The organism is Ruegeria sp. YTSC230, assembly GCF_059609665.1.
In genome coordinates this window covers 190,061-214,466 of record NZ_JBXWMC010000004.1, presented here as the reverse complement: position 1 = coordinate 214,466, position 24,406 = coordinate 190,061, and the positions used below count along the sequence as shown (strand labels likewise).

24 protein-coding genes are annotated in these 24,406 nt (G+C 57.1%); 10 read left to right on the top strand and 14 right to left on the bottom strand.

The window, feature by feature from the left end; all coding sequences use genetic code 11:
- Positions 1-24: 24 nt before the first annotated feature.
- From AC2FD9_RS10215 to AC2FD9_RS10205, 3 genes are all read right to left on the bottom strand, one after another.
- Positions 25-348, bottom strand: a complete 324-nt coding sequence (locus tag AC2FD9_RS10215; RefSeq protein WP_282169305.1) for a hypothetical protein — start codon at positions 346-348, stop codon at positions 25-27.
- 158 nt (positions 349-506) lie between these two features.
- Positions 507-2,306 carry an ABCB family ABC transporter ATP-binding protein/permease gene (locus AC2FD9_RS10210; RefSeq protein WP_496836678.1) on the bottom strand — a complete coding sequence of 600 codons (1,800 nt, stop codon included), beginning with the start codon at positions 2,304-2,306 and terminating at the stop codon, positions 507-509.
- A 79-nt stretch (positions 2,307-2,385) separates the two neighbouring features.
- Positions 2,386-3,702, bottom strand: coding sequence for a LysM peptidoglycan-binding domain-containing protein (locus AC2FD9_RS10205; RefSeq protein WP_496836677.1), 1,317 nt, complete (start codon positions 3,700-3,702; stop codon positions 2,386-2,388).
- 126 nt (positions 3,703-3,828) lie between these two features.
- Here AC2FD9_RS10205 and AC2FD9_RS10200 point away from each other — a divergent pair, with 126 nt between their 5' ends.
- Positions 3,829-4,380, top strand: coding sequence for an LOG family protein (locus AC2FD9_RS10200; protein ID WP_496696881.1), 552 nt, complete (start codon positions 3,829-3,831; stop codon positions 4,378-4,380).
- A 50-nt stretch (positions 4,381-4,430) separates the two neighbouring features.
- Here the strand turns inward: AC2FD9_RS10200 and AC2FD9_RS10195 are convergent, their stop codons facing one another.
- Both AC2FD9_RS10195 and AC2FD9_RS10190 read right to left on the bottom strand, forming a co-directional pair.
- Positions 4,431-4,883 (bottom strand): baeRF12 domain-containing protein, encoded by a 453-nt coding sequence (locus AC2FD9_RS10195; protein ID WP_108860298.1) that lies wholly within the window; start codon positions 4,881-4,883, stop codon positions 4,431-4,433.
- A 499-nt stretch (positions 4,884-5,382) separates the two neighbouring features.
- A complete protein-coding gene (locus AC2FD9_RS10190; protein ID WP_496836676.1) occupies positions 5,383-5,829 on the bottom strand; it encodes an Lrp/AsnC family transcriptional regulator in 447 nt (148 codons plus the stop codon).
- A gap of 522 nt (positions 5,830-6,351) precedes the next feature.
- On the opposite strand from AC2FD9_RS10190, the gene AC2FD9_RS10185 reads away from it, so the two are divergent.
- From AC2FD9_RS10185 to AC2FD9_RS10165, 5 genes are all read left to right on the top strand, one after another.
- Positions 6,352-7,443 carry an aromatic ring-hydroxylating oxygenase subunit alpha gene (locus AC2FD9_RS10185; RefSeq protein ID WP_282120405.1) on the top strand — a complete coding sequence of 364 codons (1,092 nt, stop codon included), beginning with the start codon at positions 6,352-6,354 and terminating at the stop codon, positions 7,441-7,443.
- Between the two features lie 19 nt (positions 7,444-7,462).
- Positions 7,463-7,897, top strand: coding sequence for a lactoylglutathione lyase (gloA, locus tag AC2FD9_RS10180; protein WP_085823161.1), 435 nt, complete (start codon positions 7,463-7,465; stop codon positions 7,895-7,897).
- 4 nt (positions 7,898-7,901) lie between these two features.
- Positions 7,902-8,300: a cupin domain-containing protein gene (locus tag AC2FD9_RS10175; RefSeq protein ID WP_108859955.1), complete on the top strand. Its 399-nt coding sequence runs from the start codon at positions 7,902-7,904 to the stop codon at positions 8,298-8,300.
- Between the two features lie 103 nt (positions 8,301-8,403).
- Positions 8,404-9,843, top strand: a complete 1,440-nt coding sequence (locus AC2FD9_RS10170) for a glutamine synthetase family protein (protein ID WP_496836673.1) — start codon at positions 8,404-8,406, stop codon at positions 9,841-9,843.
- Positions 9,844-9,859: 16 nt separating this feature from the next.
- Complete coding sequence (locus AC2FD9_RS10165; RefSeq protein WP_496836672.1) at positions 9,860-10,876, top strand: alpha/beta fold hydrolase; 1,017 nt, start codon at positions 9,860-9,862, stop codon at positions 10,874-10,876.
- A 329-nt stretch (positions 10,877-11,205) separates the two neighbouring features.
- On the opposite strand, the gene AC2FD9_RS10160 is transcribed toward AC2FD9_RS10165, so the two are convergent.
- The gene (locus tag AC2FD9_RS10160) at positions 11,206-11,805 is read right to left on the bottom strand and encodes a superoxide dismutase (protein ID WP_496836670.1); all 600 of its coding nucleotides are present in this window, start codon (positions 11,803-11,805) and stop codon (positions 11,206-11,208) included.
- Between the two features lie 100 nt (positions 11,806-11,905).
- Here AC2FD9_RS10160 and AC2FD9_RS10155 point away from each other — a divergent pair, with 100 nt between their 5' ends.
- Positions 11,906-12,667 carry an FkbM family methyltransferase gene (locus AC2FD9_RS10155; protein WP_282120400.1) on the top strand — a complete coding sequence of 254 codons (762 nt, stop codon included), beginning with the start codon at positions 11,906-11,908 and terminating at the stop codon, positions 12,665-12,667.
- 532 nt (positions 12,668-13,199) lie between these two features.
- Here AC2FD9_RS10155 and AC2FD9_RS10150 read toward each other — a convergent pair.
- The 4 genes from AC2FD9_RS10150 to AC2FD9_RS10135 form a co-directional block, all read right to left on the bottom strand.
- A complete protein-coding gene (locus tag AC2FD9_RS10150; protein ID WP_282120399.1) occupies positions 13,200-13,766 on the bottom strand; it encodes a sarcosine oxidase subunit gamma in 567 nt (188 codons plus the stop codon).
- Complete coding sequence (locus AC2FD9_RS10145) at positions 13,759-16,773, bottom strand: sarcosine oxidase subunit alpha family protein (protein ID WP_496836667.1); 3,015 nt, start codon at positions 16,771-16,773, stop codon at positions 13,759-13,761. Before AC2FD9_RS10145 ends, AC2FD9_RS10150 begins: the two co-directional genes overlap by 8 nt.
- Positions 16,774-16,816: 43 nt before the next feature.
- Positions 16,817-17,146: a sarcosine oxidase subunit delta gene (locus AC2FD9_RS10140; protein ID WP_282151554.1), complete on the bottom strand. Its 330-nt coding sequence runs from the start codon at positions 17,144-17,146 to the stop codon at positions 16,817-16,819.
- A 76-nt stretch (positions 17,147-17,222) separates the two neighbouring features.
- Entirely contained in the window at positions 17,223-18,467 is a 1,245-nt protein-coding gene (locus AC2FD9_RS10135; RefSeq protein WP_108860433.1) for a sarcosine oxidase subunit beta family protein, read from the bottom strand.
- Between the two features lie 196 nt (positions 18,468-18,663).
- On the opposite strand from AC2FD9_RS10135, the gene ccmI reads away from it, so the two are divergent.
- From ccmI to AC2FD9_RS10120, 3 genes are read left to right on the top strand one after another with little or no spacing between them, the layout of a single operon-like run.
- The gene (ccmI, locus tag AC2FD9_RS10130; RefSeq protein ID WP_496836665.1) at positions 18,664-19,890 is read left to right on the top strand and encodes a c-type cytochrome biogenesis protein CcmI; all 1,227 of its coding nucleotides are present in this window, start codon (positions 18,664-18,666) and stop codon (positions 19,888-19,890) included.
- Positions 19,887-20,351, top strand: a complete 465-nt coding sequence (gene ruvX / locus AC2FD9_RS10125) for a Holliday junction resolvase RuvX (protein ID WP_058278324.1) — start codon at positions 19,887-19,889, stop codon at positions 20,349-20,351. The genes ccmI and ruvX overlap by 4 nt, the downstream gene beginning before the upstream one ends.
- Positions 20,352-20,369: 18 nt before the next feature.
- A complete protein-coding gene (locus tag AC2FD9_RS10120) occupies positions 20,370-20,603 on the top strand; it encodes a DUF1289 domain-containing protein (protein WP_109311459.1) in 234 nt (77 codons plus the stop codon).
- A 268-nt stretch (positions 20,604-20,871) separates the two neighbouring features.
- On the opposite strand, the gene AC2FD9_RS10115 is transcribed toward AC2FD9_RS10120, so the two are convergent.
- Genes AC2FD9_RS10115 through dusA form a run of 4 tightly spaced genes read right to left on the bottom strand, consistent with a single transcriptional unit; the run spans position 20,872 to position 24,315 of the window.
- Positions 20,872-21,600, bottom strand: coding sequence for a SpoIIAA family protein (locus tag AC2FD9_RS10115; protein WP_472724050.1), 729 nt, complete (start codon positions 21,598-21,600; stop codon positions 20,872-20,874).
- 33 nt (positions 21,601-21,633) lie between these two features.
- Entirely contained in the window at positions 21,634-22,416 is a 783-nt protein-coding gene (locus AC2FD9_RS10110) for a hypothetical protein (RefSeq protein WP_496836663.1), read from the bottom strand.
- Positions 22,413-23,237 (bottom strand): sulfite exporter TauE/SafE family protein, encoded by an 825-nt coding sequence (locus AC2FD9_RS10105; RefSeq protein WP_496836661.1) that lies wholly within the window; start codon positions 23,235-23,237, stop codon positions 22,413-22,415. The genes AC2FD9_RS10110 and AC2FD9_RS10105 overlap by 4 nt, the downstream gene beginning before the upstream one ends.
- 40 nt (positions 23,238-23,277) lie before the next feature.
- Positions 23,278-24,315 (bottom strand): tRNA dihydrouridine(20/20a) synthase DusA, encoded by a 1,038-nt coding sequence (dusA, locus tag AC2FD9_RS10100; protein ID WP_496836659.1) that lies wholly within the window; start codon positions 24,313-24,315, stop codon positions 23,278-23,280.
- Positions 24,316-24,406 lie beyond the last annotated feature (91 nt).

Genomic DNA, 24,406 nt, shown 5'->3' with positions numbered 1-24,406 from the left:
TCTCCGGGACCTAGTCTCTAAGACCTAGTCGGTGAATACATATTCACCCAAATCACACAGGTTCAGACCGAAGTCTTCAGCCAACGAACCATCGTCGAACGCCCCCCGAATATCGTAGACACATGTGGTCAGACCATCCGCGATGACAACATCGAATTCATAATCGGGCGCGACATAGCCACCGCTCAGCAGGTTCCCCTCCCAGCTGCCGGAAGACGCAGGCGAGACATTGAACTCGACCAGATCCGCGCTGGATTCATTCACAACCAGAAATTCAAGATCCTCGGCAAATGCCGAAGTCGCCATAAGAACAGTTGCGGCCAAGGCTGCTGCTGCACGCATTTTCATTAGATATTCCTTTGATTAAGGTCCGGCCAAAGAACCTGGCACCGTGACTTTAGGTGATTTGTCACCAAGGAAAATGAACGTCAAATTAAACCTGCGGGAATGAACGCATTTTTGCAGTGCTGTTCTACCTGGTCTCTGGAATTACACAGGTGACCGGATCAGGCCGCGTCCGCTTGTTGTCGACTCCAGAGCTGCGCGTAACGGCCCTCGCGCTGCAAAAGCTGGTCATGGGTGCCTTGTTCAAGGATTTCTCCGCGTTCCAGAACGACAATGCGGTCCGCTTCGGCAATCGTGCTAAGGCGGTGCGCGATCGTCAACACGGTCCGTCCCTCGCCCGCCCGCGCCAAGGCATCCTTGATGTCCTGCTCGGTATCTGTGTCCAGCGCCGAGGTCGCCTCATCCAACAGCAGGATCGGCGGGTTCTTCAGAAGGGTACGCGCAATGCCCACCCGTTGTTTCTCACCACCCGACAGTTTCAGCCCCCGTTCGCCTACCTTGGTGTCATAGCCTTCTGGCAACGTCACGATAAAATCATGGATCTGCGCAGCTTTAGCAGCTGCTTCGACTTCTTCCTGCGTGGCCCCGTCCCGGCCATAAGCGATGTTGTACCGGATCGTATCATTAAACAGCACCGTGTCCTGCGGCACGACACCGATGGCTGAGTGCAGGCTGTTCAGGGTCACGTCGCGCACGTCCTGCCCGTCGATCTTCAATGCGCCTCCGGTGACATCATAGAACCGGAACAGCAAACGGCCGATTGTCGACTTGCCGGACCCGGTGGCCCCCACGATTGCCACCGTCTGACCCGCGGGGACTTTCAGCGACACACCATTGAGGATTTCGCGGTCCGCATCGTAGCCAAAGTGAACACTGTCCAACGTCACCTCACCACCTTTGACCAACAGATCGGGCGCGTCGGGCTTGTCCTGTACTTCGGTCGGTTGCTCAAGCAGGTCGAACATCTGCCCCATATCGACAAGCGACTGGCGGATTTCCCGGTAGACGGTACCCAGAAAGTTCAGCGGCACTGTGATCTGGATCATATAGGCGTTGACCATGACGAAATCGCCGACGGTCAGCGTACCCTGCTGCACCCCCATGGCCGCCAGAACCATCACGCCGATCAGCCCGCAAGTGATCAGAAGGGACTGACCAAAATTCAGGAAGGCCAGCGAATACGCCGTTTTAAGCGCAGCCCCGGCATAGGCCTTCATCGACACGTCGTACCGAGCCGCCTCGCGCGATTCAGCATTGAAATACTTGACGGTTTCGAAATTCAGCAGGCTGTCGATCGCGCGTTGGTTGGCCTCGGTATCCTGATCGTTCATCTCGCGGCGCAACTTCACGCGCCATTCGGTCACCGCAAAGGTGAACCAGATGTACAGCGCGATGGTGACAGCAACGACAACCAGATACCAGACGTCGAACAGCCACATCAGAATGATCGCGACCAGCAACAATTCCAGGATCAATGGACCGATGGAAAACAGCAAAAAGCGCAGCAGGAATTCCACGCCTTTCACACCACGCTCGATGATCCGGCTCAGCCCCCCGGTGCGGCGCGTCACGTGGTAACGCATGGACAGCTGGTGGATGTGCTGGAAGGTCTCCAACGCCAGTGCGCGCAAGGCCCGCTGCCCTACAGGGGCAAAGGCCGCATCGCGTAACTGCTGGAAACCAACTGTCATCATGCGTGCGACACCATAGGCCACGGTCAGACCAACAGCGCCCAAGGCCAGTGGCGGAACACCCTCACCTGCCAGCCCATCGACAGCGCCCTTGTAAAGGATGGGGGTATAGACCGCGATCAGCTTGGCCAGCACCAGCATGCCCATGGCCAGAACGACGCGACGTTTTACCCAAGGCTCGTCCTCGGGCCACATATAAGGCGCAACCTTCCGGATCGTGCGCCAGCCTGAGCGGCGGTCGTCGGGCGTGGGCGTATCGGCTGAGGTCATTGGCGCTGCTCGTCTCATCACGTACCTGATCTGCGGTCAGAGATAGACCGCTGGCCCACCAAGGGCCAGCAGCAATAGTTCATTCCGGGATGGTGAATATCTGACCGGGATATATCAAATCAGGATCGCGGATCGCGTCGCGGTTAGCCTCGAACAATTTCACGTAAAGGATACCATCGCCGAACCGATCACGCGATATGGCCCAAAGCGTGTCGCCTTCCTGCACAGTGACCGCGCGGATCGGGGGGGTATCTGTTTCGCCCTCGGGCTGGTCGCCACCCTCTGCCGCGCGCAGAGCTTCCAGTGGTTCGCGCTTGAACGGCGTTTCAAGGCGACTGACCACGGTGCCATCCGTGGCGATTTCATCCACACGCAGGGTGTAGATCCCAGGGTCAATCCCTTCCAACTCGCTGCGCCATTTACCATCATCAACCAGCGGCAGATCGGCGACAAGCTGGTTGTCCAGATACAGCCGCACCGCAGACCCGTCCGGCACCCGGCCTGTCAATTCAACGTCGCCAACGTCAGAATACCCAATCGTGTCCAACGCCACCTCATCCGAAGTATCGGGTTCGGCTGTTGGAGATTGAACCAGTTCAACCCCGTCTTCACCTGAACGCAAAATAGCAACTTGTTGACTTTCATTGCTTTCTTCAGCGGCTTGTTGTGCAGTTTCCTGGGGTTGATCCTCTGGTTGATCTGCAACTGCCTCCGCCGTTTCGACATCACCGGTTGTCGATGTTTCATCGGTCGACGCAGGCGTCGATGTGTCTTGCGCCCCTGCAGTTTGATCACTGGCGGCGTCACCTGTTTCCAAGGCAGCTATCTGCTCAATTGCCGGTTCCGGTTCAGGTAAAGCTGCAATCAAATAATCGTCCGAACGGACAGGTTGATCCTCACCCGCAGTTTCCAGCGTTAACCCGCGTGCATCATCTGAGAATGGGATCGACAGAAACTCGGCAAACTGACCGGAGTCGTCGACGGTAAAGCTGTGTACCTGCTCACCATCCAGCAAAACACGAACGTCCGCACCCGGTTCTGCGTTGCCCGAAAGAACAGTATTTCCGTCAGGTTCTACGAAAATCTGGTCCAGAGTCGGTGGTGCGGCAACCGGCTCGACCTCGGCTGTGTCAGTCGCTGGTGCAGAAGTGTCATCAGACTGATCAATGGCTTCCTGTTCCTGAATTGCCGTGCTCTGATCCTCAGAGGCGGTGGAATTCGTACTGGCCGCTTCCGTGGTCTGGACTGCGGTGTCTTGTTGCGGCACAGCGTCCTGAGGACCAGCACCAAAGATACCGGACAGGTACAACCCACCGGCTCCGACCAGTGCAACGACGCCGGCAATCACCCCCCAGGTGAAAGTTCCGGAACTTTCGCTTCCCGAATTGGAATTCATTCTTTTCCCTTCACTCCGCAGCGCAAGTGCTTTGAGTATAACACATTCTGCCTGACGGTTGAGCCAATCTATCAATCCCGCTATCACGGGTCAAAACACCATATACAAGCCCGGAGAAGCCATCCCATGTCTCAGAAATCTGTCTGTGTGTATTGCGGGTCACGAAATGGCGCGAATCCGGCCTATTCCGACGCAGCGCAGCACTTTGGAACCCTTTTGGCCGAAGAAGGTTGGCGACTGGTCTACGGTGCCGGAGATGTCGGACTGATGGGCGAGGTTGCACGTGCCGCGCAAGCCGCCGGTGGTGACACGTTCGGCGTCATCCCCGTGCATCTTTTGCAACGTGAAGTCGGTAAAACGGATTTGACCCGTTTCGTGGTCACCGAGACTATGCACGAACGCAAAAAGGTCATGATCATGAACGCCGATGCGGTCATTGTCCTGCCAGGCGGTCCCGGGTCGCTGGACGAGTTGTTCGAGGCGCTCACTTGGCGTCAGTTGGGCCTGCACGACAAGCCCATTCTAGTCATGAATGTGGATGGGTATTGGGATACGCTGCACGAGTTGTTGCAACAGGTCATCGGCCAAGGCTTTGCCGATGCGTCTCTGTCAGACTTCATCACATGGGTCGACGGCCCCAACGCCGCAATGTCAGTTCTCAGGAAAGTTCTGAACTAACGCGGCTGGCAAAACGGGCGGTCAGAACCGCCCGTTTAATTTCACCGAATTCAAGTCGCAGGGGCAAGGCGCTGTCGCAACACTTGCTCAACCTTGTGCAGCGGGTGATTGGTCAGGGTTTTATCAACCTCGGCAACCACTTTTCCCAGCACTTCGCTGTGCAACCGCCGACGCAGCAGCCCGAGAACATGCGGGCTGGCCACCAGGACCAAACGTTTATAGGCCCCTTTTAATCCCTTGCGGTTCAACAAGTTGGCGACATCCTGCACGAATAGGGACTTCGCGTGGGTTTTCCATTTGCTCTCTTCCACGGCCGATTTCTGGTGTGGCGCCGTGTCAAAACGACGACCGGCTCGGTCCGAAGGCTTGGTCCTTGGTCCATCGCTTTCTTCTACGGATACGACAACCAGATTGGGATCTTCAGCGTCGGTGATATTCTCCATGAACAGCGCCTTTTCCCCGTCGGCAATGACAACCCATGTTCCCTGTGCAAGTTCGACCATTGTATTCTCCTGTAATGGCGTTTTTTGGCCATCCCTCATGCGTCAGGCAAAGCTTACCCGAGACGCACCGAAGTCATTCGGCGCGTTGCCTGACCGTTTTCTTAGTGGTTTGCGGCTCTCTCCCTCCGCATACTTTAGCTAGGTATTTCGGGACGGCGTACAATAGGTCTCAATTCGAAAGTTGACGTATAGGCAGGTTTTCTCCTGCGGCAGAGTTGCAGGGTCACGTCGACACTGTCGAATGGCCTTTCGACTAAAGTCAGTTTTGCGGACAAACCCGCTGTTCGCTTATCTGAGCACAAAGGTTGTCCGCCAACGCAAAGCGGTATTTTGCTGAAGCAACCCGGCATTCACGACGACTTGTCAGACAACATCTTTTGCACAGTTGGGAAGACTGATTGCTGTCGGAGGCGACATTAAGACCGGCGCATATTATCTCCGCAAAAACTCTGTCAAAATCCTTTCGCCCTATTGGCTTCAGCGATGGGCTTCTCCCCAATCATTCCCTCAAATCCTGCTTTAGCAGGAACTGATTCTTGAAGTTCTTCAGCCCCGGCATAACGTCGGCATTGGCGATATCGTCATTCGCGTGGATTTCATGCTCCAGAAATTCCTTCAATGCGTCATCATCGTCGCTGACCAATTCAATGATCAGGTCATATCGACCCGCGACCCACAGAATGAAAACAACCCGAGGGTTCTTTTCAAGCCGCTCCGCCACCTGGCGTGGGGTCACGCCAACAGCCACATTCAACCCAATCATCGCGTCGGTTGTGTACTCTGTGGCCACGGGATCCGACATCGCGACGATCCGCAACATGTTATTGTCTCGCAGACCGCTCACCCTGTTGCGGATGGTTCCTTCGGACACGTTCAACTGCTGCGCAATCTCCGAAAAGGCCATCCGGCCATCTTGCTGCAACAGCCGGATGATCTGTTGGTTCAAGTCATCCTTTGGGGACCTAATGCTCTGTGCGGTGGCGCGCACGTTTGATTGCTTTTTGACTACCATATACCTGATGCTCGATTGCTGCATTCGTAGCTGAGACTAGGTGAGGACATCGAAATCCGCAATTCTCCCCTGAGAATTCTGTGGCAGGAAGTGCAGAAAACGACATCCTTTGCCCTCGACACCGCAGATTCCAAGGACGGTGACGGGGATCTATTGCCAAATTTTCTGTAAAATCCCGTTGGAATTGCGACTCTCGCAATCCACACGACCTCGTTATTCGAAATTCGTATCATCATGCCGTTTTTTGACCAGATCATTTCCGATTCTTGCCCCAAAATCCCAATTAGTCGCGGAAATCGAAATGTCGCTAGACGAAAAATGCGATATTCGCAGTCGAAACCTCAAGTCCCGGCGCGGCGGGACAGAGCCGCAAGTAGGAAGACCGCGAGAAACGGAAAAACCATGCGCCTGTCGTTGGACTGACGGGTGCGGGTGGCAGTGTCGAAGGGAGGACAAATGACAATTGCCGAGGATAGAGCCCAGGCCATTGGAGGGCCTCAGCACGGGCTGACAGCCGGGGCGTATCGCAGCGAAGAGTTCTGGCAGCGGGAATGCCAGACGGTCCTGGCCAAGAACTGGGTATTCATCGGGTTTGCCCATCAGATGGCAAACCCCGGCGACGCTCATCCGGTCACATGCGCAAACTTGCCACTGTTGGCGGTGCGCGGTCGTGATGGCGACATCCAGGTTTTTCACAACGTTTGCCTGCACCGGTGCATGACATTGGTCGACAAGCCTAAGAACGTCGGCAAGCTGATCCGCTGCCCCTATCATGCCTGGGCTTATGACCTGGATGGCCGCCTGCGAGCTGCACCTCATTTTGCCGGAACCGGCAAGCAGGAGTTCGACGGCTTTGACATCAAAAATCATCGCCTCAAGCCTGTACGCACCCATGTCTGGCATGACTGGATCTTCGTCAATCTGGATGGGAACGCGCCTGATTTCGAAGACTATGCCGCGCCTTTGATCAGCCGGCTGGAGGGGATGGATTTCACCAGAGTGGAACCAATTGGCCTGCTCGACTTTGGTGAGATTGGCACCAACTGGAAGCTGATCATGGAGAACTTTATCGAGCCCTACCACGTTCAGTTTGTCCATGCCTCAACCACTGATCAGCCGTTGGAGAACCACTATACCATCACCGATGGCACCTGCATCGGCAGCGCGGTGGATCTGAACGAAGAGTTGGGCACATCCGGCAGTCTGGGCGTCAGCTCTCGCTATCTGACCCTGTACCCCAATTTCATTCTGGGCCGCTATTTCCCGGATCAGCTGGGCGTCTATCTGAACGTGCCCATTGGTCCCGGAAAGATGCGCCAGTACCGAGCACTTTACACGACAGAAGGTCAGGAGCTGAGCGCCGAGGAAATACAAGCCCTCAGAAACCTTTGGTGGGATGTCCACAAGGAAGATCACGAGATGGTTGAACGCATGTTTGAGGGCCGCAAATCCCCGGTCGCCGAGGATGGGGGCCTGTTGTCGCCCGCCTGGGAGGACAGCGTGCGCGCCTTCCAGGATCTGATCGAGCGCGACGTGGCCGGTGCTTAAGCAAGAAGGAACAATATCGATGAATAAGTCCATATCCAAAGGGTTTCGTCTGGCCCATACGATGATGCGGGTCACCGACATGGAGAAGTCACTGGATTTCTATTGCGGAATTCTGGGTATGGAAGTGCAGCGGCGCACGGACTACCCCGAAGGCAAATTCACCAATACCTTTATCGGCTATGGGCCCGAGGCCGAGTTTCCCACGCTGGAGCTGACCGCCAATTGGGATCAGGGCACGCCTTATGACAAAGGCGACGGCTGGGGTCACATCTGCATCGAAACGCCAGATGTTTATGCCGCGTGCGAACAGCTGGCTGCGGCGGGCGTAAACATCACCCGCCCACCGGGGCCAATGAAAAACGGCACAAGGGTCATCGCCTTTTGCGAGGACCCTGACGGTTACAAGGTCGAATTGAACGAATCCATACTGAAACACCTGGCACAGGAAGGCTGACCAAATGGGTGACACACCTCAACTTTTCAAATTCGATCTGGTTCAAAATCGCTACGACTCGATGGGCGACAGCGACACCTACATCAAACCGATGGTGACCAGTGAATTCAGCAAGTCCATGTGCGGCGGTATCAACGTCCTGAACAACATCAAGGTGCCGTGGGATCTGACCTGCGACGAGATCATTTATTGCCTTGAGGGTACATTCCGACTGGTTTGCGATGGCAAAAGCTATGTTTGCAATCGTGGTGATGTGCTGTTTGTCCCGAAGGACAACCACATTTCCTACGAGTCGGACGGCAAATGCGTGATCTTCTATGCCGCCTACCCTCACAACTGGAAACAGCTTGCCGGGATCACGCAGGTTCCGGGCATCGATCCTGACGATTTTGTCCCCGGCTGAACATCTTAACCGCTGAGCGACAGAACAAACGAAACCAGCACCAACACTGAGGGATCACCCTCGGTGAACCAAATCTGATTGCCATTCGATGGGAGGACGCCGAATGCCCAAGGATAATGCCAGCACCCGCATCTACTACGAGACTTTCCATGACGCTGTCGAGCGTAACCGCCCGCGTATCGCAGAGGTACGGCAACGTCTGGAGGAGGCTGGTGTCAAATACGTGATGGCCGCCTGGATTGACCTGCACGGTATTCCAAAAACAAAACCCGTACCGATGAGTGATTTTGAACCGCTATGCCTTGGAAAAGGCCCGCAATTCGCGGTGCATTCGATTTCGTACGTGCCCGAGCTAAGCCCCGCCGACAGCGATCAGGTGGTGGTTCCGGATCTCGATGCCGTCTACGTCTGTCCGTGGGACACATCGATGGCGATCATCTTCTCGGATCTCTACTGGGAAGACGCTCCTTACAACGTTTGTCCGCGTCAGGCCCTGAAACGCGCCATGCACGAGGCCGCGCTGGAAGGGTACACTGGTTACGCCGGGGTAGAACCCGAGTTTATCGTGATGAAATATGACGACGCCGGGCAGCCCGTTAAGGCATTTGACGATGACCCTGCAGATGGGCTTCGTCCGCGTCGTCAGGCATTTGGCTATGATGTTGAGTATTCCATCGACTCGATGCCATTCCTAAAAACCCTGATCGACATCATCGAAGGATTAGGCTGGAACCTGCATGACGTGGTGGCCGAGGGTGCGTACTCCCAGTTTGAGCTTGATTTCCACTACACCAACCTGCTGGAGATGTCCGACCGGTTGGCTTTTCTGCGCATCACGTTGAAAGAGGTGGCCAAGCAGCATGGGTTGTTTGTGACCTTTATGCCAAAGCCAACGGTGGGGGACTGGCGGTCCGGGGCGCATATCAACATGTCGATGCAGCATGAAAGTCGCCCCGGCGAAAACATTTTTGAGACACCCGATGGCAACTGGAGCGACGAGAGCCGCTGGGCCGTAGGCGGGCTGATGCAGCATGCCGAAGCAATCACGGCGATCACCTGTCCGACCGTGAATTCCTATAACGGGTTGGTGCCGCGCGTTGGCGGTTTTGAAGGCGGCACGGTCACCTGGGCTCCGACCAATATCACATATGGCTTCAACAACCGCTCGGCCCAGTTCCGCCTGCCACAGAGCCGCCACTGCATCGAAAACCGTGCCTGCGACATGACCATGAATGTCTATCTGGCAATGGCGATGCATCTGAGCTGTTGTGTGAAGGGGATCAAAGAAAAGACCGACCCGGGCGAACCAACTGATTTTGATCTTTATTCTAAGACCGAAGCTGAACTTGCCGAGCTCGGAATCCGCCGATTGCCGCGGACCCTGTTTAACGCGATCGAGGCCTTGCGCGGCGATGCCATGGCGGAACATGTGATGGGTCCGGTGATGCGTAATTCTTATCTCGAATACAAAAACGACGAGTGGGAGCGGTATCACCAATCTGTCACCGATTGGGAAGTGCAGGAATATTTGCGACTCTACTGAGGCAGGAGATGACCAGATGGTGTCGGACTTTGAGATATACGAGCTTGGCGACCTTCCACTTTTGTCGGGCGAGGTATTGAAGGATGCCAAGCTTGCCTATCAGACCTACGGAACAATGTCGGCCGCCCGTGACAATGTCATCGTTCTGCCCACCTTTTATACCGGCACAAACTCCCGTAGCGAGGGGTTCTTTGGCCCGGGTCGCGCGATTGATCCAAGCCGCCATTTTATCGTCAGCCCGAACCTGTTCGGCAATGGTCGCTCATCGTCGCCATCGAATACGCCTGCGCCGCAGGACGGCCCGCGATTTCCGCTGGTGCAGATGTGGGACAACATCGCTGCCCAGCATCGGTTGATCCATGATCACCTGGGGATCGAGAAAATCGCCCTAGTCGCTGGCTGGTCAATGGCGGGCTGCCAATCCTACCAGTGGGCGGCGCAATACCCGGACATGGTCCAAGCGATCCTGCCTTTCTGCGCCTCGGCCAAGACCTCACCGCATAATTTTGTCTTCCTCGAAGGGATCAAGGCCGCCCTTTGTGCGGATCAGAATTGGAACGGCGGTAACTATGACAGCCCACCCGAGGCCGGGCTTAGCGCCTTTGGCCGGGTTTACGCAGGCTGGGCCTTCTCTCAGACCTTCTATCGCGAGGGGCTATATCGGCAGCTGGGATTTCAATCCATTGAAGAACTGATGCAAGATTGGGAGCAGGACCATGTGCAGGGCTGGGATGCCAACAACTTACTGGCAAAGCTTGCCACTTGGCAGGCAGGCGACATCTCAGCCGGGCCGCTTTACAATGAAGATTTTGAACTGGCGCTAGGTGCCATCAAGGCTCGTGCCATTCTGATGCCTTGTACTCAGGATCTATATTTCCCTCCCGAGGACAACGAAATTGAGGCCCACCACATACCTCGCGCCGTCTTCCGCCCTTACAATTCCCCTTGGGGCCATTGCGCTGCCAACCCAGGCAATGACAAAGGTTTCACTGCGCAGCTAGATGCCAATATTCGGGAACTTTTAGAAGATTAACACTTGGTAAATAACTGGGGGGCCGTACGCATTCACTAGTTACCGATATTTTTCGTTAATCGAGGGGCGGCAACGCGGCAACTGGAACGCAAACATGTTGGTTTAGGTATAGCTCTACTTTGGTTTGTTCGATCAACTTTTTTAAGTCCGCTTTACCGCAAACAGCAGACGCCAATACCAGTCACAGCATTCGAAACATTGGGCTCACTGCTGCCATTCGACGCCGATTGCAAAACGCCGCATCACCTTCAGAAACACCCATCTAATAAAAAAAGACCTGCCGACGTCACCGCCAGCAGGCCCTTGATAAACCCTTATCGGGTTAACAATCACATCCGCGATGCAACGTTTTCCCAGTTCACCAGATTGTCGAGGAAGTTCGACAGGTAAGCCGGACGTTTGTTACGGAAATCGATGTAGTAGCTGTGCTCCCACACGTCGCAACCCAGCAGAGCGGTTTGACCGAAGCACAGCGGGTTCACGCCGTTTTCGGTCTTGGTCACGGCCAGCGAGCCGTCTGCGTTTTTGACCAGCCACGCCCAGCCCGAACCGAACTGACCGGCACCAGCCGCGCTGAACTGCGACTTGAACTCGTCAACCGAGCCAAAGCTCTCGGTCAGGGCTTTTTCCAGGTCACCGGGCATTGCTTTGCCGCTGGGGCCCATCATTTCCCAGAACTGGTTGTGGTTCCACAGCTGGCTGATGTTGTTGAAGATGCCGTTTTGCGCGACGGCATTTGCGTCGTAGGTGCCAACGATGATCTCTTCCAGCGACTTGCCGTCCCACTCGGTGCCAGCGATCAGCTTGTTGCCGTTGTCGACATAGGCCTTGTGGTGCAGGTCGTGGTGATATTCCAGTGTTTCCGCGGACATACCCTTGGCTGCCAGCGCGTCATGTGCATAAGGAAGATCAGGAAGTTCAAAAGCCATATCGGCCCCCTGTAAAAATGTAAGTTGCGGTTCCTAAGGTTAAATGCTTTGGCAGCCGCCGCAGGTCAAGAGCCGAGACAAGAAAACCCGGAGGCAGGCGATGCTTACACAAGCGCGCAAGATGTTTTACCGCGCCCGCGGATACTATGCGGGTCAGCTGAATGGCGAGCCGTTTCGTCTGGACCCTTATCATTCGAAATTTTGGCGCAAGGCGTCTGATGGCAAGTGGGAGACTGAAACTTTCGCGGTACTCGACAAGTATCTGTCGGCAGATCGGGATTATCTGGACATCGGCGCGTGGATTGGCCCCACGGTCCTGTACGGTGCCCGCAAGGCGCGACACGTCTGGTGTTTCGAACCGGACCCGACGGCATTTCGGCATCTGGCTTGGAACCTCGACCTGAACGACATCCAAAACGTTTCGGCCTTTGGCGTGGCGTTGTCGGATCAGTTCGGAGTGGCTCGCATGGCGTCGGTGCGCGGCGAGCCGGGCGATTCCACCAGCTCACTTTTGCACGACGGAACACATGGCAGCGACGCCTTGACGATCGCATGGGACCAGTTCGAGGCCGCGAATGACCTTTCGGGCGTATCTCTGGTCAAGATGGATATTGAGGGGGCTGAGTTTTTTGTGCTGCCAACGATCCTGCCCTGGTTGAAACGGACGCGACCTACACTGTACCTCTCACTCCACTCACCGCTTTTGCCCGAAGAGGACAGACATCAGCGGACCTCAGACCTGCTGAGCAGTCTCTCCTTTTATTCTGAAATTACTGACGAAACCGGACGCCCGCTGGATGTTCAGAAAGCGCTCAGCCCAAAGGAAATGACACGGTACCGTACGGTTTTGTTAACTGGCTAGATTGCGGCTATTAGCCCTGTCGACTTAGGTGTTTCCCCACTTGCAACCCATGCGTGAGCTTTTTGAAGTGCACCCACGGAATAGTTTGAAGGATAACAAAAATGAAAGCTTCGCTTACTGCGATTGCTGTGTTGATCGTTTCCGCGCAATCAGTTTTTTTGCCGGTACCTTAGAATTCAAATGTAAAATCACGAAACCCCGCGGCCATGGCTGGATCGTTATTTTCAAGTAGATATTGACACGCGTGAGGCCAAAGTCGTCAGCGGTTATCACGATTGGACCAGCGCTCTCCTCAAAGTGAAAAAGTGGCGAGTATCGCATGTTTTGGAACGTCACCGTCCGGTCAAGCGAAGGGCAAAATCTGCGCATGAAATATTAGGCAAATCTTAATTCAGCAAAAAGCACTGTCAAAGTTCGCGCCAGTTTTGCGCATAAAAGCGCTGCCAACAAACCATATGGATCCGGAGTTTGCAGCGTATTCACCGGGTAAAGAAAGCCCCGGCATAGCCGGGGCTTTTCAGTTCAATTCGGTTCAGTAAACTCCAACTTCGCTGCCCTGCTGCGCCGCTACTTTAAGCAGCTTGAACACGTAGTCTGCGGCCGACCGAAAGCAGACAACGCGGAAGGTTTCAGCGTCATCCATCCAGAACGCCCCTGCCACCTGAGCCAAGCGCGAGCGGCGGATCTGACCTGGTTGAAATGCCTCAGCCGACAGCTCGACTGGGGCAAGTTTGCCCAACACCTCACGCGCATTGCTGCCCGAGATACTGAACACGGCGCGGGCGTCCGAGACGTTGACGGCCAACGCGTGTGTGCCGCTCAGCGCGTTGGTCATGGTCGCCAGTTTGGCCTCAACCTCGGCGTAGGGAACAAGCACCAGCAATTCATCCGTGGACATCCAGCAAACGCCGGACTCACCGTCGACCAAGGCTTCGCGCTGACCGGGCATCTTCTGACCCGTTGCGTCCTTGACGGCCTTGGCCAACACCTTGTCGGACAGGTCGCCGCGCAAGGTAATCATACCCTGCAGGCCACATTCCCGGACCTTGGCGATGCCATCATACCTTGCGTGGTTCAGTGCGCTGATGGGTTCAGACATTCTGCTTCTCCCCGTCCTTATCGAAGAAGATCGGGTCCACGATCTTAGCTTTGTAGGTTTTGCCATCGGTACCCGGGAACTCGACGATCTCGCCCATGCGGTCGGGACCGTGCTTGATCAGACCCATTGCGATGCCCTTGCCCAGATTGGCCGAGTAATAGGTTGAGGTCACCCGTCCGATCATATTGCGCTGCCCGTTGGCGTTGACGCCCTCGCCGACTGCGTAAGCTCCGTCAGGGATAACCGAACCATCCACAGTCTCAAGACCAACCAGTTTCCAGCGGTCCGGATCGGCCATGTGGCTGCGCGAATGGGCGCGTTTTCCGAGGTAGTCCTCTTTCTTCTTCGAGAGCGCCCAGTGCAGCCCCAGATCCTGCGGGATCACGGTGCCGTCGGTCTCGTCCCCGATCATGATAAAGCCCTTCTCGGCCCGCAGGATATGCAGACATTCCGTGCCGTAAGGCATCACGCCGAATTCTTTGCCAGCCGCCATCAGTGCATCCCAGAACGCCTGACCCTGCGATGCGGGAACCGCGATCTCATAAGACAACTCGCCAGAGAACGAGATGCGGTAAGCGCGGCAGCAAAACTCACCGATCTTGCCATCACGCCATTCCATGAAGGGCAGCGCTTCTTTCGAAACATCCATACCGCCCAATTTTTCCAACACCTTGCGGGCGTTGGGGCCAACAACCGCGACCTGAGCGTATTGCTCGGTCACGTTGGCGACGTAGACTTTCCAGTCCCACCACTCGGTCTGCAGCCATTCCTCCATATGGGCATGGATGCGCTCCGCTCCGCCGGTGGTTGTGTGGCACAGCCAGGTCTCCTCGTCGATCCGTGCTACAACGCCGTCGTCGATCAGGAACCCGTTTTCCGAACACATCAGGCCATAGCGGCATTTGCCGACCTTCAGCGTGGACATCATGTTGGTGTACATCATGTCGAGGAACTTGCCGGCGTCCGGGCCTTTGACGATCAGTTTACCCAGTGTCGACGCGTCCAGCAGACCAAGGTTTTCGCGGGTGTTCTTGACCTCACGGTTTACTGCGTCGTGCACAGATTCACCAGGACGTACATAAGCGTAGGTCCGGCGCCAATGGCCGACCGGCTCCCAATCCGCGCCGTTCTTGTCGTGCCAGTTGTGCATCGGCGTCTGACGGATCGGCTGGAACACATCCCCACGCGCCTCGCCGCCAATCGCACCCATCGAAATGGGCGTGTATGGCGGGCGGAACGTGGTGGTTCCTACCTTCGGAATTTCTGATTCCAGCGCATCAGCAAGAATCGCCAGTCCGTTGATATTGCTTAACTTACCCTGATCTGTCGCCATACCCAGTGTGGTGTACCGCTTAGTATGCTCGACGCTTTCATAGCCCTCGCGCGCGGCCAGTTGCACGTCAGAGACTTTGACGTCGTTCTGGAAGTCCAGCCATGATTTCATGCGTAACTGCACTTCGGCGTTGGCGGGCATCAGCCAGACCGCTTGCATAGCGGCCTCTTGCGTGGCCTCACCAGCCGGAGCTTTGGTGTTCTTTGGCTTGAAGCCAGCTGCTTTGGCGGCCGCTTTGCCCGCAGCGTGCGCGTCCGTCAGAACATCACCCAATGCCAGAGGGCCATTAGACGCACCAGCAGCCACAACAAATCCCTCGCCGTTCGCGCCCAGTGGTGGCCGTGCCGGATCGGGGCGGAAATGCGCGTGCGCCTCGTCCCAAATCAACTTGCCGCCGCAATGCGACCACATGTGAACAACCGGGGACCAACCGCCAGACATGGCAACCGCGTCGCACTCAACTTCTTCGCGAGCGCCACCGATGCCTTCCTGATTGCAGATTTCGACCTTTTTAACGCGCTTGCCGCCTTTGACTTTGGCAATGGCTTTGCCGGGGTCGACCCGGATGCCAAGCTGTCGCGCCTCTTCGGCCAGCGGTCCGGCTGCAGCGCGCGCATCAATAACACGCAGAACATCGACACCTGCCTGTTTGAGGATGATCGCTGTGCGATATGCGTCGTCATTGTTGGTCGCAACGATTACACGTTCGCCCGGGGTTACGCCCCAATTCACCACATAGTCGCGCATGGCCGCGGCCAGCATGACGCCCGGCACATCATTGCCCGCAAATGACAGCGGACGTTCGATTGCGCCTGTCGCAGTGACGACCTGCTTGGCCCGGATACGCCACAGGCGATGGCGTGGACCTTGTGTGCCCGGTTTATGGTCGTTCAGACGCTCATACCCCAGCACATAACCATGGTCATAGACGCCCGCGCCCATGCAGCGGTTGCGCATGATAACGTTGTCCATTGTTTCCAGTTTGGAAACCATTTGTTCCACGAACTTATCCACAGGCTCATCATTGATGGTCCCGCCATCGACCGGAGCACGCCCACCCCAATGCGCGGTTTGCTCGATCAGCAGAACCTTGGCACCGGTCTCGGCCGCAGCCATGGCCGCCTGCAACCCGGCGACACCGCCACCGATCACCAGAACGTCGGTGAAGGCGTAGAAGTGCTCATAAGTATCTGCGTCGCGGTTGTCCTTGTCGGGTGCTTTACCCAGACCGGCCGACCGCCGGATGATCGGCTCGTAGACGTGTTTCCAGAATGGCTTGGGGTGGATGAACGTCTTGTAGTAGAAGCCCGCCGGCAGGAACCGCGCCAGCGCTGTGTTCACGGCACCGATGTCGAATTCCAGGTTCGGCCAGTGGTTCTGTGAAATTGAGGTCAGACCATTGAACAGCTCGGTCGTTGTGGCGCGCTGGTTCGGCTCGAACCGGTTGCCCTGACCCAGGCCAACCAAGGCGTTCGGCTCTTCTGCACCGCTGGCGACAACACCGCGCGGCCGGTGGTATTTGAACGACCGGCCCATCATCATCTGATCGTTGGCCAACAGGGCCGAGGCGAGCGTGTCGCCCTCGTACCCCTGCATCGAGGTGCCGTTGAAGGTGAATGTGACCTGTTTCGACCGGTCAATCAGCCGGCCTTGTTTTGCGAGACGGGTGCTCATGTTGCTGACCTTTCGCAGGCGGAATTAGGGATGGCAGCGTGGATCATTCGTAGTCTCTCCACGTCCAGCCAGGGCGCTTTGCAGTGATCGCGTCCTTGAGTTCTTTCGGCGGCTCGGTGGTCTGGGCGGAATAGGTTCCGAACACTTCGAGCGTTTGTGTGCAGCGAGCGGCGTGGAACCACTTGCCGCAGCCGTTGCTGTGGCGCCAGCGTTCGAAATGAACGCCTTTGGGATTTTCACGCATGAACAGGTAGTCGTGGAATTCGCCATCCGACGAGCCGGGACCGAAGCGTTTCAGGTGCGCCTCACCTCCGGCGGACAGTTCAGATTCTTCGGCGTCGACGCCGCAATACGGGCAGTTCAGGATCAGCATATGGTCATCCTTTTGGCGGTCGGCTGGCAATGTGGCCAACCAGAATTCTATTAGGTGGCACCTTCGGGCCAGGGTGTTAGTGCGCCACCCCGGCGGCGACGCTTTCGTCGATGAAGCGGCCCTCTTTGAAGCGGTCCAGCGTAAAGGCTTCGGTCAGCGGAGAGTGACCTGTGGCCATCAGCTGCGCCATGCCCCATCCAGATCCGGGGATCGACTTGAAGCCACCCGTGCCCCAGCCACAGTTGATAAAGCAACCGCCCAAAGGCGTTTTTGACAGGATCGGAGACCGGTCGCCGGTCATGTCCACAATCCCGCCCCACTGGCGCAGCATCTTCAGGCGCGAGATCATCGGGAAAGTTTCGACCAGTGCCCGAACGGTTTCCTCGATATGATGGAAGCTGCCGCGCTGGGTGTAGTTGTTGAAGGCATCAGTGCCGCCGCCAATCACCATCTCACCCTTGTCGGACTGTGACATGTAACCATGCACGGTGTTGGCCATCACCACCACGTCCATGCAGGGCTTGATCGGCTCGGACACCAACGCCTGCAGGGCAATCGCCTCAAGCGGCAAACGGAATCCCGCCATCTCGGCCAGCTGACCGGAATGGCCCGCAACCACCATACCCAGCTTGTCACAGTCAATCGAACCCTTGGTAGTATCGACGCCAACAACGCGGCCATTCTCAGACCTGACGCCTTTGACCTCGCATTGCTGGATGATGTCCATGCCCATTGCGGAACAGGCGCGCGCATATCCCCAAGCCACGGCGTCGTGACGAGCGGTGCCCCCGCGTTCCTGCCACAATGCGCCCAGAACCGGATAGCGCGGGCCGTCGATGTTGATAATCGGTACCAGCTCCTTAACGCGCTCAGGGGTGATCCACTCGGTCTGCACACCTTGCAAAGCGTTGGCATGTGCCGTGCGCTGATAGCCGCGAATTTCGTGCTGAGTCTGGGCCAGCATCATGACGCCACGGGGGCTGAACATGATGTTATAGTTCAGTTCCTGGCTCAGATCCTCGTACAGGCTACGCGCTTTTTCGTAGATCGCTGCCGAAGGGTCCTGCAGATAGTTTGAGCGGATGATAGTCGTGTTCCGACCGGTGTTACCACCGCCCAGCCAGCCTTTTTCGATCACGGCGACATTCTGGATGCCGTAGTTCTTACCCAGATAATATGCTGTGGCCAGACCATGACCGCCCGCACCAACGATGATCACGTCGTATTTCTTCTTGGGTTCGGGCGAACGCCAGGCGCGTTCCCATCCGGTGTGATAGCGCAGCGCTTCGCGCGCTACAGCAAAGGCTGAATAGTGTTTCATAGGCGAATCCATCCGGTTCGGTGATTGCGCGAAGATATGCCGCGTAACGCCAGCGCGCCCCTGCCGTTCAACGCCGTAATATCGCACTATTGCGACATAGGCCCCATTATTGCGACACGAAGTCTGCCAGCGGCCATTTGTCCCTTTTGTCGGCCCGCCGAGAGGTCTAAGTCAGGGCAGCCACTTCGGAGAAGCCATGTCGTTCTGGGTCCTGATCATCCTAACAGCTGCCGTGACTGCAGTGTTCCTGGGCTATTCTATCCTGCGCGCGCGCGACACACGCGAACCCGCAGCGGCCTATGACCTGCGTGTTTATCGCGAACAATTGGCGGGCGTGGACAAGGATCTCGCCCGAGGTGTCATCGGGGAAGCAGATGCCGAGCGTGTACGCACCGAGATTTCACGCCGCATTCTGGCCGCAGACGCACAGATACAGGCACAGTCGACTCGACCGGGACCGCCACTTTGGGCTTCGGTCACCGCTATCGCAGCCGTGGGTCTTATCCTGGTCGGCGGTGCGACCTGGATGTACGACCGGATGGGTGCGGCGGGGCTGCCGGATCAACCTCTGTCGCTGCGCATTGATCGAGCGGAAACCTTGCGTGCGGAACGCCCCAGCCAAGCTGAATTCGAAGCCACCACAACACCAGCCCCCCTGCCGCAGCTGGAAGAAAGCTATGCGGCGCTTTTGGAGCAGTTGCGTGAAACCGTCGAAGCGCGTCCCGATGACCTGCAAGGCCATGTTCTTTTGGCGCAACACGAAGCGAACGCAGGCAACTTTCCGGCCGCTTACAAGGCCCAGCAGCGCGTGATCGAATTGTCTGGCGACGCTGTCCCTGCAGACGCTTATTCGCATTTGGCCGAAATGATGATCTTGTCGGCGGGTGGATATGTATCCCCCGAAGCCGAAGCTGCATTGCGCGAAGCGTTAAAACGCGATCCGCGACATGGCCCGGCACTGTATTACCTTGGCCAGATGATGGTGCAGGTCGGGCGCCCCGACATCGGGTATCGCATCTGGACCGACGCATTGCGCAACGCACCGGCCGGCGCGCCATGGGTCGACGCAATTCTGGCCCAACTGGATGAGCTGGCCTTTCGCGCAGGGGTGTTCAACGCGCCCGAGGTTTCGGCCCCCGCAGGACCCGGCCCCAGCCAGGATGACGTCGAGGCCGCCGCTGCGCTGACCCCGGAAGAACGACAAGAGATGATCCGAGGCATGGTTAATCAGCTCTCCGACCGGTTGGCCACCGAAGGAGGAGCGCCCGAGGATTGGGCCCGTCTGATCGCGGCACTGGGCGTTCTGGGCGAAGGACAGCGCGCCATCGACATCAGGAACGAAGCCATGGCGGTCTTTGCCGGAAACGCCGACGCGCTGGAGATCATCGACGCTGCCGCACTTCAGGCAGGTATCGCGCAATGATATATGACGAATTCGAAGACTTCGCCGCCGCATTATCCCCTATGACTGCCCTGATGGGGTTGGATCTGGGCGAAAAGACCATCGGCGTGGCCGTGTCCGACCGGATGCGCGGCGTGGCCAGCCCGCTTGAGACCGTGCGACGCAAGAAATTCACCCTGGATTCGGCCCGATTGCTGGACATTATCGCGGACCGAGAGATTGGTGGTGTCGTACTCGGCCTGCCCAAAAACATGGACGGCACCGAAGGCCCCCGGTGCCAATCGACCCGCGCTTTTGCCCGAAATCTGTCACGTCTGACCGAGGTTTCAATCAGCTTCTGGGACGAACGGCTAAGCACAGTCGCGGCGGAAAAAGCACTTCTTGAGGCGGATACGTCACGAAAACGTCGCGGACAGGTTATCGATCACGTTGCGGCAGGCTATATTCTACAAGGAGCGCTGGACAGGCTGCGCTTTCTTTAAGGGCAACGGGGTGTACCGATGACAAACATGGTCTGGAAAAGGAACGAGGTCGAGAGCCCTTGCATCCAGATATGCGTCGTGCACCCGACCGAGCGCATCTGTACCGGTTGTTATCGCACAATTGATGAGATCACGCGCTGGTCGAAAATGGACAGCATTGAGCGTGCCGAAATCATGGAAGATCTGCCTGCACGCAAACCCCGACTTGCCAAACGGCGCGGTGGGCGGGCTGCGCGAATGAACAAATCCTGATATCCACTTCTGGCTTTTTGGCTGAATTCGCGCCGCTGCGGGTCGGTCTGAACTCCGAGGGGGGATCAAGTTCGACGACATGCGTAAGTGAGTGGCAACCCACAGCGGCGCTCTTCAGCATTTAAGTTCTTCCGAAGTGGTCATACGGAAGACTAAAACACGTTTAATCTTTTTTTGACCGACTGATCAAGAAAAAATAAACAGCCGAAAATTTAACCTTACGTAATGGTAAAGCCAGGCGAAATCTTTCGCTCTGCCGGCCGCCGCCTTACCCGGCTGCAAGCCAGGATTTTGCGTTTTCGAAATCCTCAGAAGGAAAGAACTGCGTGCGGGCACCCAGAACGTGACTGGCGACACGCTGCGCCATATGCTGCCACGCTTTGTCCCCGACGATGGCGGCGCGATCCAGCATTCCCACATGCCCTCGGGCCAGGCGGAAATGCGCGGCCAGTGCGGTCAGCCCCTGCCAGCCGTCAAACTCGCGCAGGTCGATCAACAGACGGAACCCGTTCTTTGAGCTTAGCAAGGTATCCAGATCACGCTCTGCCTGCTGGTACTCCTCGGGATCCAATTTGCCCATCAGGCTGATCTGCACGCAGGGTCCGCCCAGATCGGTCACATGAATGGCACCCAGCGACTCGCGCATCCAACGGCGCGCGGCCTCTAGTTCCGAAAGTTCAAACACCTGAACGGGGCATGGCAGAATCGGCGCGGCCAGACGGATGCTGGTCTGCACCCAGCCCTGATCAGCCGCAACTGCGATACGGTCAAACCCGCGCCAGTGGCTGAGACCCAGCTTGGTATCGGACCACGCGGCCCCAAGATCATAGCCTTTGAACTCTGGCTGCACGATCGCCAACAGACGCACCGCATCATGAGCCTCTAACGCCGCTTCGATCGCGGGGACCAATGTCTCGCTGTAATCTTTGCTTGTCACTTCGCCGGACAGCTCGACCTCAATCTGGGCCCCTTCAGAATGCGTATGAACCGTAATCATCGAAAACCTCCAAACCTGAATAATGGCAACAGGTTACGGGGATTCGATCCACTCGGCTACTCCCCCCGCGCATTCCGGACGAAAATAGGCGATCATCCGTCCATCCGGCCCGGCGGTCGCCCCCTCGGCCCAAGGCGCGACGCCGTGCAGACAGTGGCGATGCAGCAGATAGGCCTCACCCGGTTTTGCAGGCAGTTCGATACGGGGGCAGGTTTCAAACACCTCACGACGGGCGGTCTGATAGACATCGGTGATGTCGATCTGGTGCAGACTGTCCTTGGGCTGGCCTTCCATGGCACGCTGAAAGGCTGCCCCCAGAATCTTGTGGCTGCCTTCCCACAGAACCATCGGCGCGGCATCCGCGCTTGCATCCGTTAACGGAATGCCAAGGATCCATGCGTGTGGCTCATCCACCCGTCGTCGGCGATCCGGCCCCATGGGACGCAAACCGTCTACATGCGCCGCGTCACGGTTCCGCCGGTATCTGCTGGCGGCTTCGTTTTCGCCACGACGAGGGCGGGGATAACCGGGATAAACGACCGAGACCTGCCCCTTGTGCAGTGGCAACCGCCCGTAATGTTCGGCGATAAAGTCCATCGCATGACCTGACAAAAGGTCTGATTGCCCCACCCTGCCCTCTGGATCGTTATCCAGCGCATCCACGCCGATGAACCACGTGCCTTCGCAATCCAGCCATTCCGCAAAGGTTGGATCTGTGACCGAGGCGCGGGCTTGCGGCAAAGCGTGTTCAACCCATTGGGCAAGTGTCGGATCGTGTGGAAACCTGATCCAGCCCTTGTCCCAAAAATCGGTCATAGCCCCAACGCCTTGCGAAGCATGTTCAAGGCGACCAGCGTCAGAAACACCGCGAACACGCGCTTCAATGGTTTAGGGTCCATCGCATGCGCCAGTTTCACACCCCACGGCGCGGTGATCATGGTCATGGTCACGACAATTGCAAATGCTATCAAATTGACAGCGCCAATTGTGAACGGCGGGCGGTGTTCAGGCGCTATGTCCAAGAATAGAAAGCCCAGAACTGAAGGCACGGCGATGATCACGCCAAACCCGGCCGCCGTTGCAACCGCCTTGTGGATGGGCATGTTGAACAGACTCATCAGCGGCACGCCAAAGCTGCCGCCGCCAATGCCCATCAGAACTGAAAGGAACCCGACCGAAGGCGACAAAACGGCCCGCTTCACGCCTTTTGGCATCACATCACCAAGCCGCCATTCCGATTTGCCCAAGCCCAGATAAGCGCCGATGACCATACCCAACACTCCGAACAACGCCTGCAACGCTTCGGTTCGTAGCGCCGAGGCGACCAGCACGCCGACAATGGCCCCAACTGCAATTCCTGGCCCCCAGCCGCGCAGGATATCCCAGTCCACCGCGCCCTTCTTGTTATGCGCCAAGACGGATCGCAATGAGGTGACGATGATGGTTGCCAGCGAGGTCGCAAGACACAACTGCATCAATTGCGGGCCACCATATCCAAGTGTTTGGAACGCATAGAAAAACGCTGGCACCAAAACGATGCCGCCGCCGACACCCAGCAATCCGGCCAAAACACCGGCCAGCGCCCCGATTACAAGCAAAAGGCCCAGCATCTGGGCCAGTAACATCGTCTCGGGCATCATCCCCCCAAACCGGCCAACTGGCCGTATCCTGTAGCTGTCAAACCTCTGCCAAAGGCGCGATGCTGTCCAGCGCCTGCAGCATCACCTCGGGGCCTGCCCCATCGTGAACCGCACCCTCGGACAAAGCCCGCCTCCACGCACGCGCACCGGGACGTCCGGCAAACAGGCCCAGCATATGACGCGTGATCTGGTGCAGGCGGCCGCCCTCGGCAAGGTGGTTTTCGACATAGGGCACCATTTTGTGAACGACATCAATCGGATCAGCTACCTGCCCGCTGCCGAAGATCATGGCATCCGCCTGGGCCAGAATATCCGTGGGTTGGTGATAGGCCGCGCGGCCAATCATGACACCGTCCAGCCCGGCGTCCAGTTGCGTCTTTGCTTGTTCCAGAGACGTGATTCCGCCATTGATCGAGACGTGCAGGTCCGGGAACGCATTTTTCATCCGATGCACAAGGTCGTAGTCCAAAGGCGGGATATCCCTGTTTTCCTTTGGGCTAAGCCCTTGCAGCCATGCTTTGCGCGCGTGGATTGTTACGCGTCGGCATCCGGCCGCATGAATGGCCTGCAGGAATTCAGGCAAGACCCGTTCCGGATCCTGATCATCGACCCCAATACGGCATTTGACCGTCACCTCGACATCAACAGCGTCGCGCATCGCGGCAACGCAATCAGCAACACGAGCGGGATCTTTCATCAAGACGGCCCCGAATGTACCCGATTGCACCCGATCCGAAGGACAGCCGCAGTTCAGGTTGATCTCATCATACCCCGCTTGCGCGCACAGCCGGGCCGCTTGCGACAGCTCCTCTGCATCAGAACCGCCCAATTGCAGCGCGACGGGGTGTTCCTGCGAACTGAAGTCCAACAAATGCAATGCGCCACCTCGCACCAACGCCGGGGCGGTTACCATTTCCGTGTATAGAAGTGTCTGCTGGCTCAGCAGTCGGTGCACAAATCGGCAATGCCGGTCTGTCCAATCCATCATGGGTGCAACCGACAGCCTCGCGGCCTTGGTGACAAGGCCTGTTGAAGCCGACTGGCGCTGTAAAACAGGGTTTGACGATGCGGTCATGGATGGGTCTCGGTGTACACTGAATAGGTGGCTTACTGCACCAGACGGCGTTTCGCAACCAAGGGCGCACTGTGGTCAAGACGCGCACTAA

What these genes read in the sequence shown, in the direction of transcription:
- AC2FD9_RS10110 (WP_496836663.1), bottom strand. Translation starts at nt 22,416, where the DNA reads ATGACCGATTTTTGGGACAAGGGCTGGATCAGGTTTCCACACGATCCG.
- AC2FD9_RS10140 (WP_282151554.1), bottom strand. Translation starts at nt 17,146, where the DNA reads ATGCTGATCCTGAACTGCCCGTATTGCGGCGTCGACGCCGAAGAATCT.
- ccmI (WP_496836665.1), top strand. Translation starts at nt 18,664, where the DNA reads ATGTCGTTCTGGGTCCTGATCATCCTAACAGCTGCCGTGACTGCAGTG.
- AC2FD9_RS10165 (WP_496836672.1), top strand. Translation starts at nt 9,860, where the DNA reads ATGGTGTCGGACTTTGAGATATACGAGCTTGGCGACCTTCCACTTTTG.
- AC2FD9_RS10215 (WP_282169305.1), bottom strand. Translation starts at nt 348, where the DNA reads ATGAAAATGCGTGCAGCAGCAGCCTTGGCCGCAACTGTTCTTATGGCG.
- AC2FD9_RS10170 (WP_496836673.1), top strand. Translation starts at nt 8,404, where the DNA reads ATGCCCAAGGATAATGCCAGCACCCGCATCTACTACGAGACTTTCCAT.
- AC2FD9_RS10210 (WP_496836678.1), bottom strand. Translation starts at nt 2,306, where the DNA reads ATGACCTCAGCCGATACGCCCACGCCCGACGACCGCCGCTCAGGCTGG.
- AC2FD9_RS10185 (WP_282120405.1), top strand. Translation starts at nt 6,352, where the DNA reads ATGACAATTGCCGAGGATAGAGCCCAGGCCATTGGAGGGCCTCAGCAC.
- AC2FD9_RS10205 (WP_496836677.1), bottom strand. Translation starts at nt 3,702, where the DNA reads ATGAATTCCAATTCGGGAAGCGAAAGTTCCGGAACTTTCACCTGGGGG.
- AC2FD9_RS10115 (WP_472724050.1), bottom strand. Translation starts at nt 21,600, where the DNA reads ATGATTACGGTTCATACGCATTCTGAAGGGGCCCAGATTGAGGTCGAG.
- AC2FD9_RS10200 (WP_496696881.1), top strand. Translation starts at nt 3,829, where the DNA reads ATGTCTCAGAAATCTGTCTGTGTGTATTGCGGGTCACGAAATGGCGCG.
- AC2FD9_RS10155 (WP_282120400.1), top strand. Translation starts at nt 11,906, where the DNA reads ATGCTTACACAAGCGCGCAAGATGTTTTACCGCGCCCGCGGATACTAT.
- AC2FD9_RS10195 (WP_108860298.1), bottom strand. Translation starts at nt 4,883, where the DNA reads ATGGTCGAACTTGCACAGGGAACATGGGTTGTCATTGCCGACGGGGAA.
- AC2FD9_RS10120 (WP_109311459.1), top strand. Translation starts at nt 20,370, where the DNA reads ATGACAAACATGGTCTGGAAAAGGAACGAGGTCGAGAGCCCTTGCATC.
- AC2FD9_RS10105 (WP_496836661.1), bottom strand. Translation starts at nt 23,237, where the DNA reads ATGCCCGAGACGATGTTACTGGCCCAGATGCTGGGCCTTTTGCTTGTA.
- ruvX (WP_058278324.1), top strand. Translation starts at nt 19,887, where the DNA reads ATGATATATGACGAATTCGAAGACTTCGCCGCCGCATTATCCCCTATG.
- AC2FD9_RS10160 (WP_496836670.1), bottom strand. Translation starts at nt 11,805, where the DNA reads ATGGCTTTTGAACTTCCTGATCTTCCTTATGCACATGACGCGCTGGCA.
- AC2FD9_RS10175 (WP_108859955.1), top strand. Translation starts at nt 7,902, where the DNA reads ATGGGTGACACACCTCAACTTTTCAAATTCGATCTGGTTCAAAATCGC.
- AC2FD9_RS10150 (WP_282120399.1), bottom strand. Translation starts at nt 13,766, where the DNA reads ATGTCTGAACCCATCAGCGCACTGAACCACGCAAGGTATGATGGCATC.
- AC2FD9_RS10145 (WP_496836667.1), bottom strand. Translation starts at nt 16,773, where the DNA reads ATGAGCACCCGTCTCGCAAAACAAGGCCGGCTGATTGACCGGTCGAAA.
- AC2FD9_RS10135 (WP_108860433.1), bottom strand. Translation starts at nt 18,467, where the DNA reads ATGAAACACTATTCAGCCTTTGCTGTAGCGCGCGAAGCGCTGCGCTAT.
- gloA (WP_085823161.1), top strand. Translation starts at nt 7,463, where the DNA reads ATGAATAAGTCCATATCCAAAGGGTTTCGTCTGGCCCATACGATGATG.
- dusA (WP_496836659.1), bottom strand. Translation starts at nt 24,315, where the DNA reads ATGACCGCATCGTCAAACCCTGTTTTACAGCGCCAGTCGGCTTCAACA.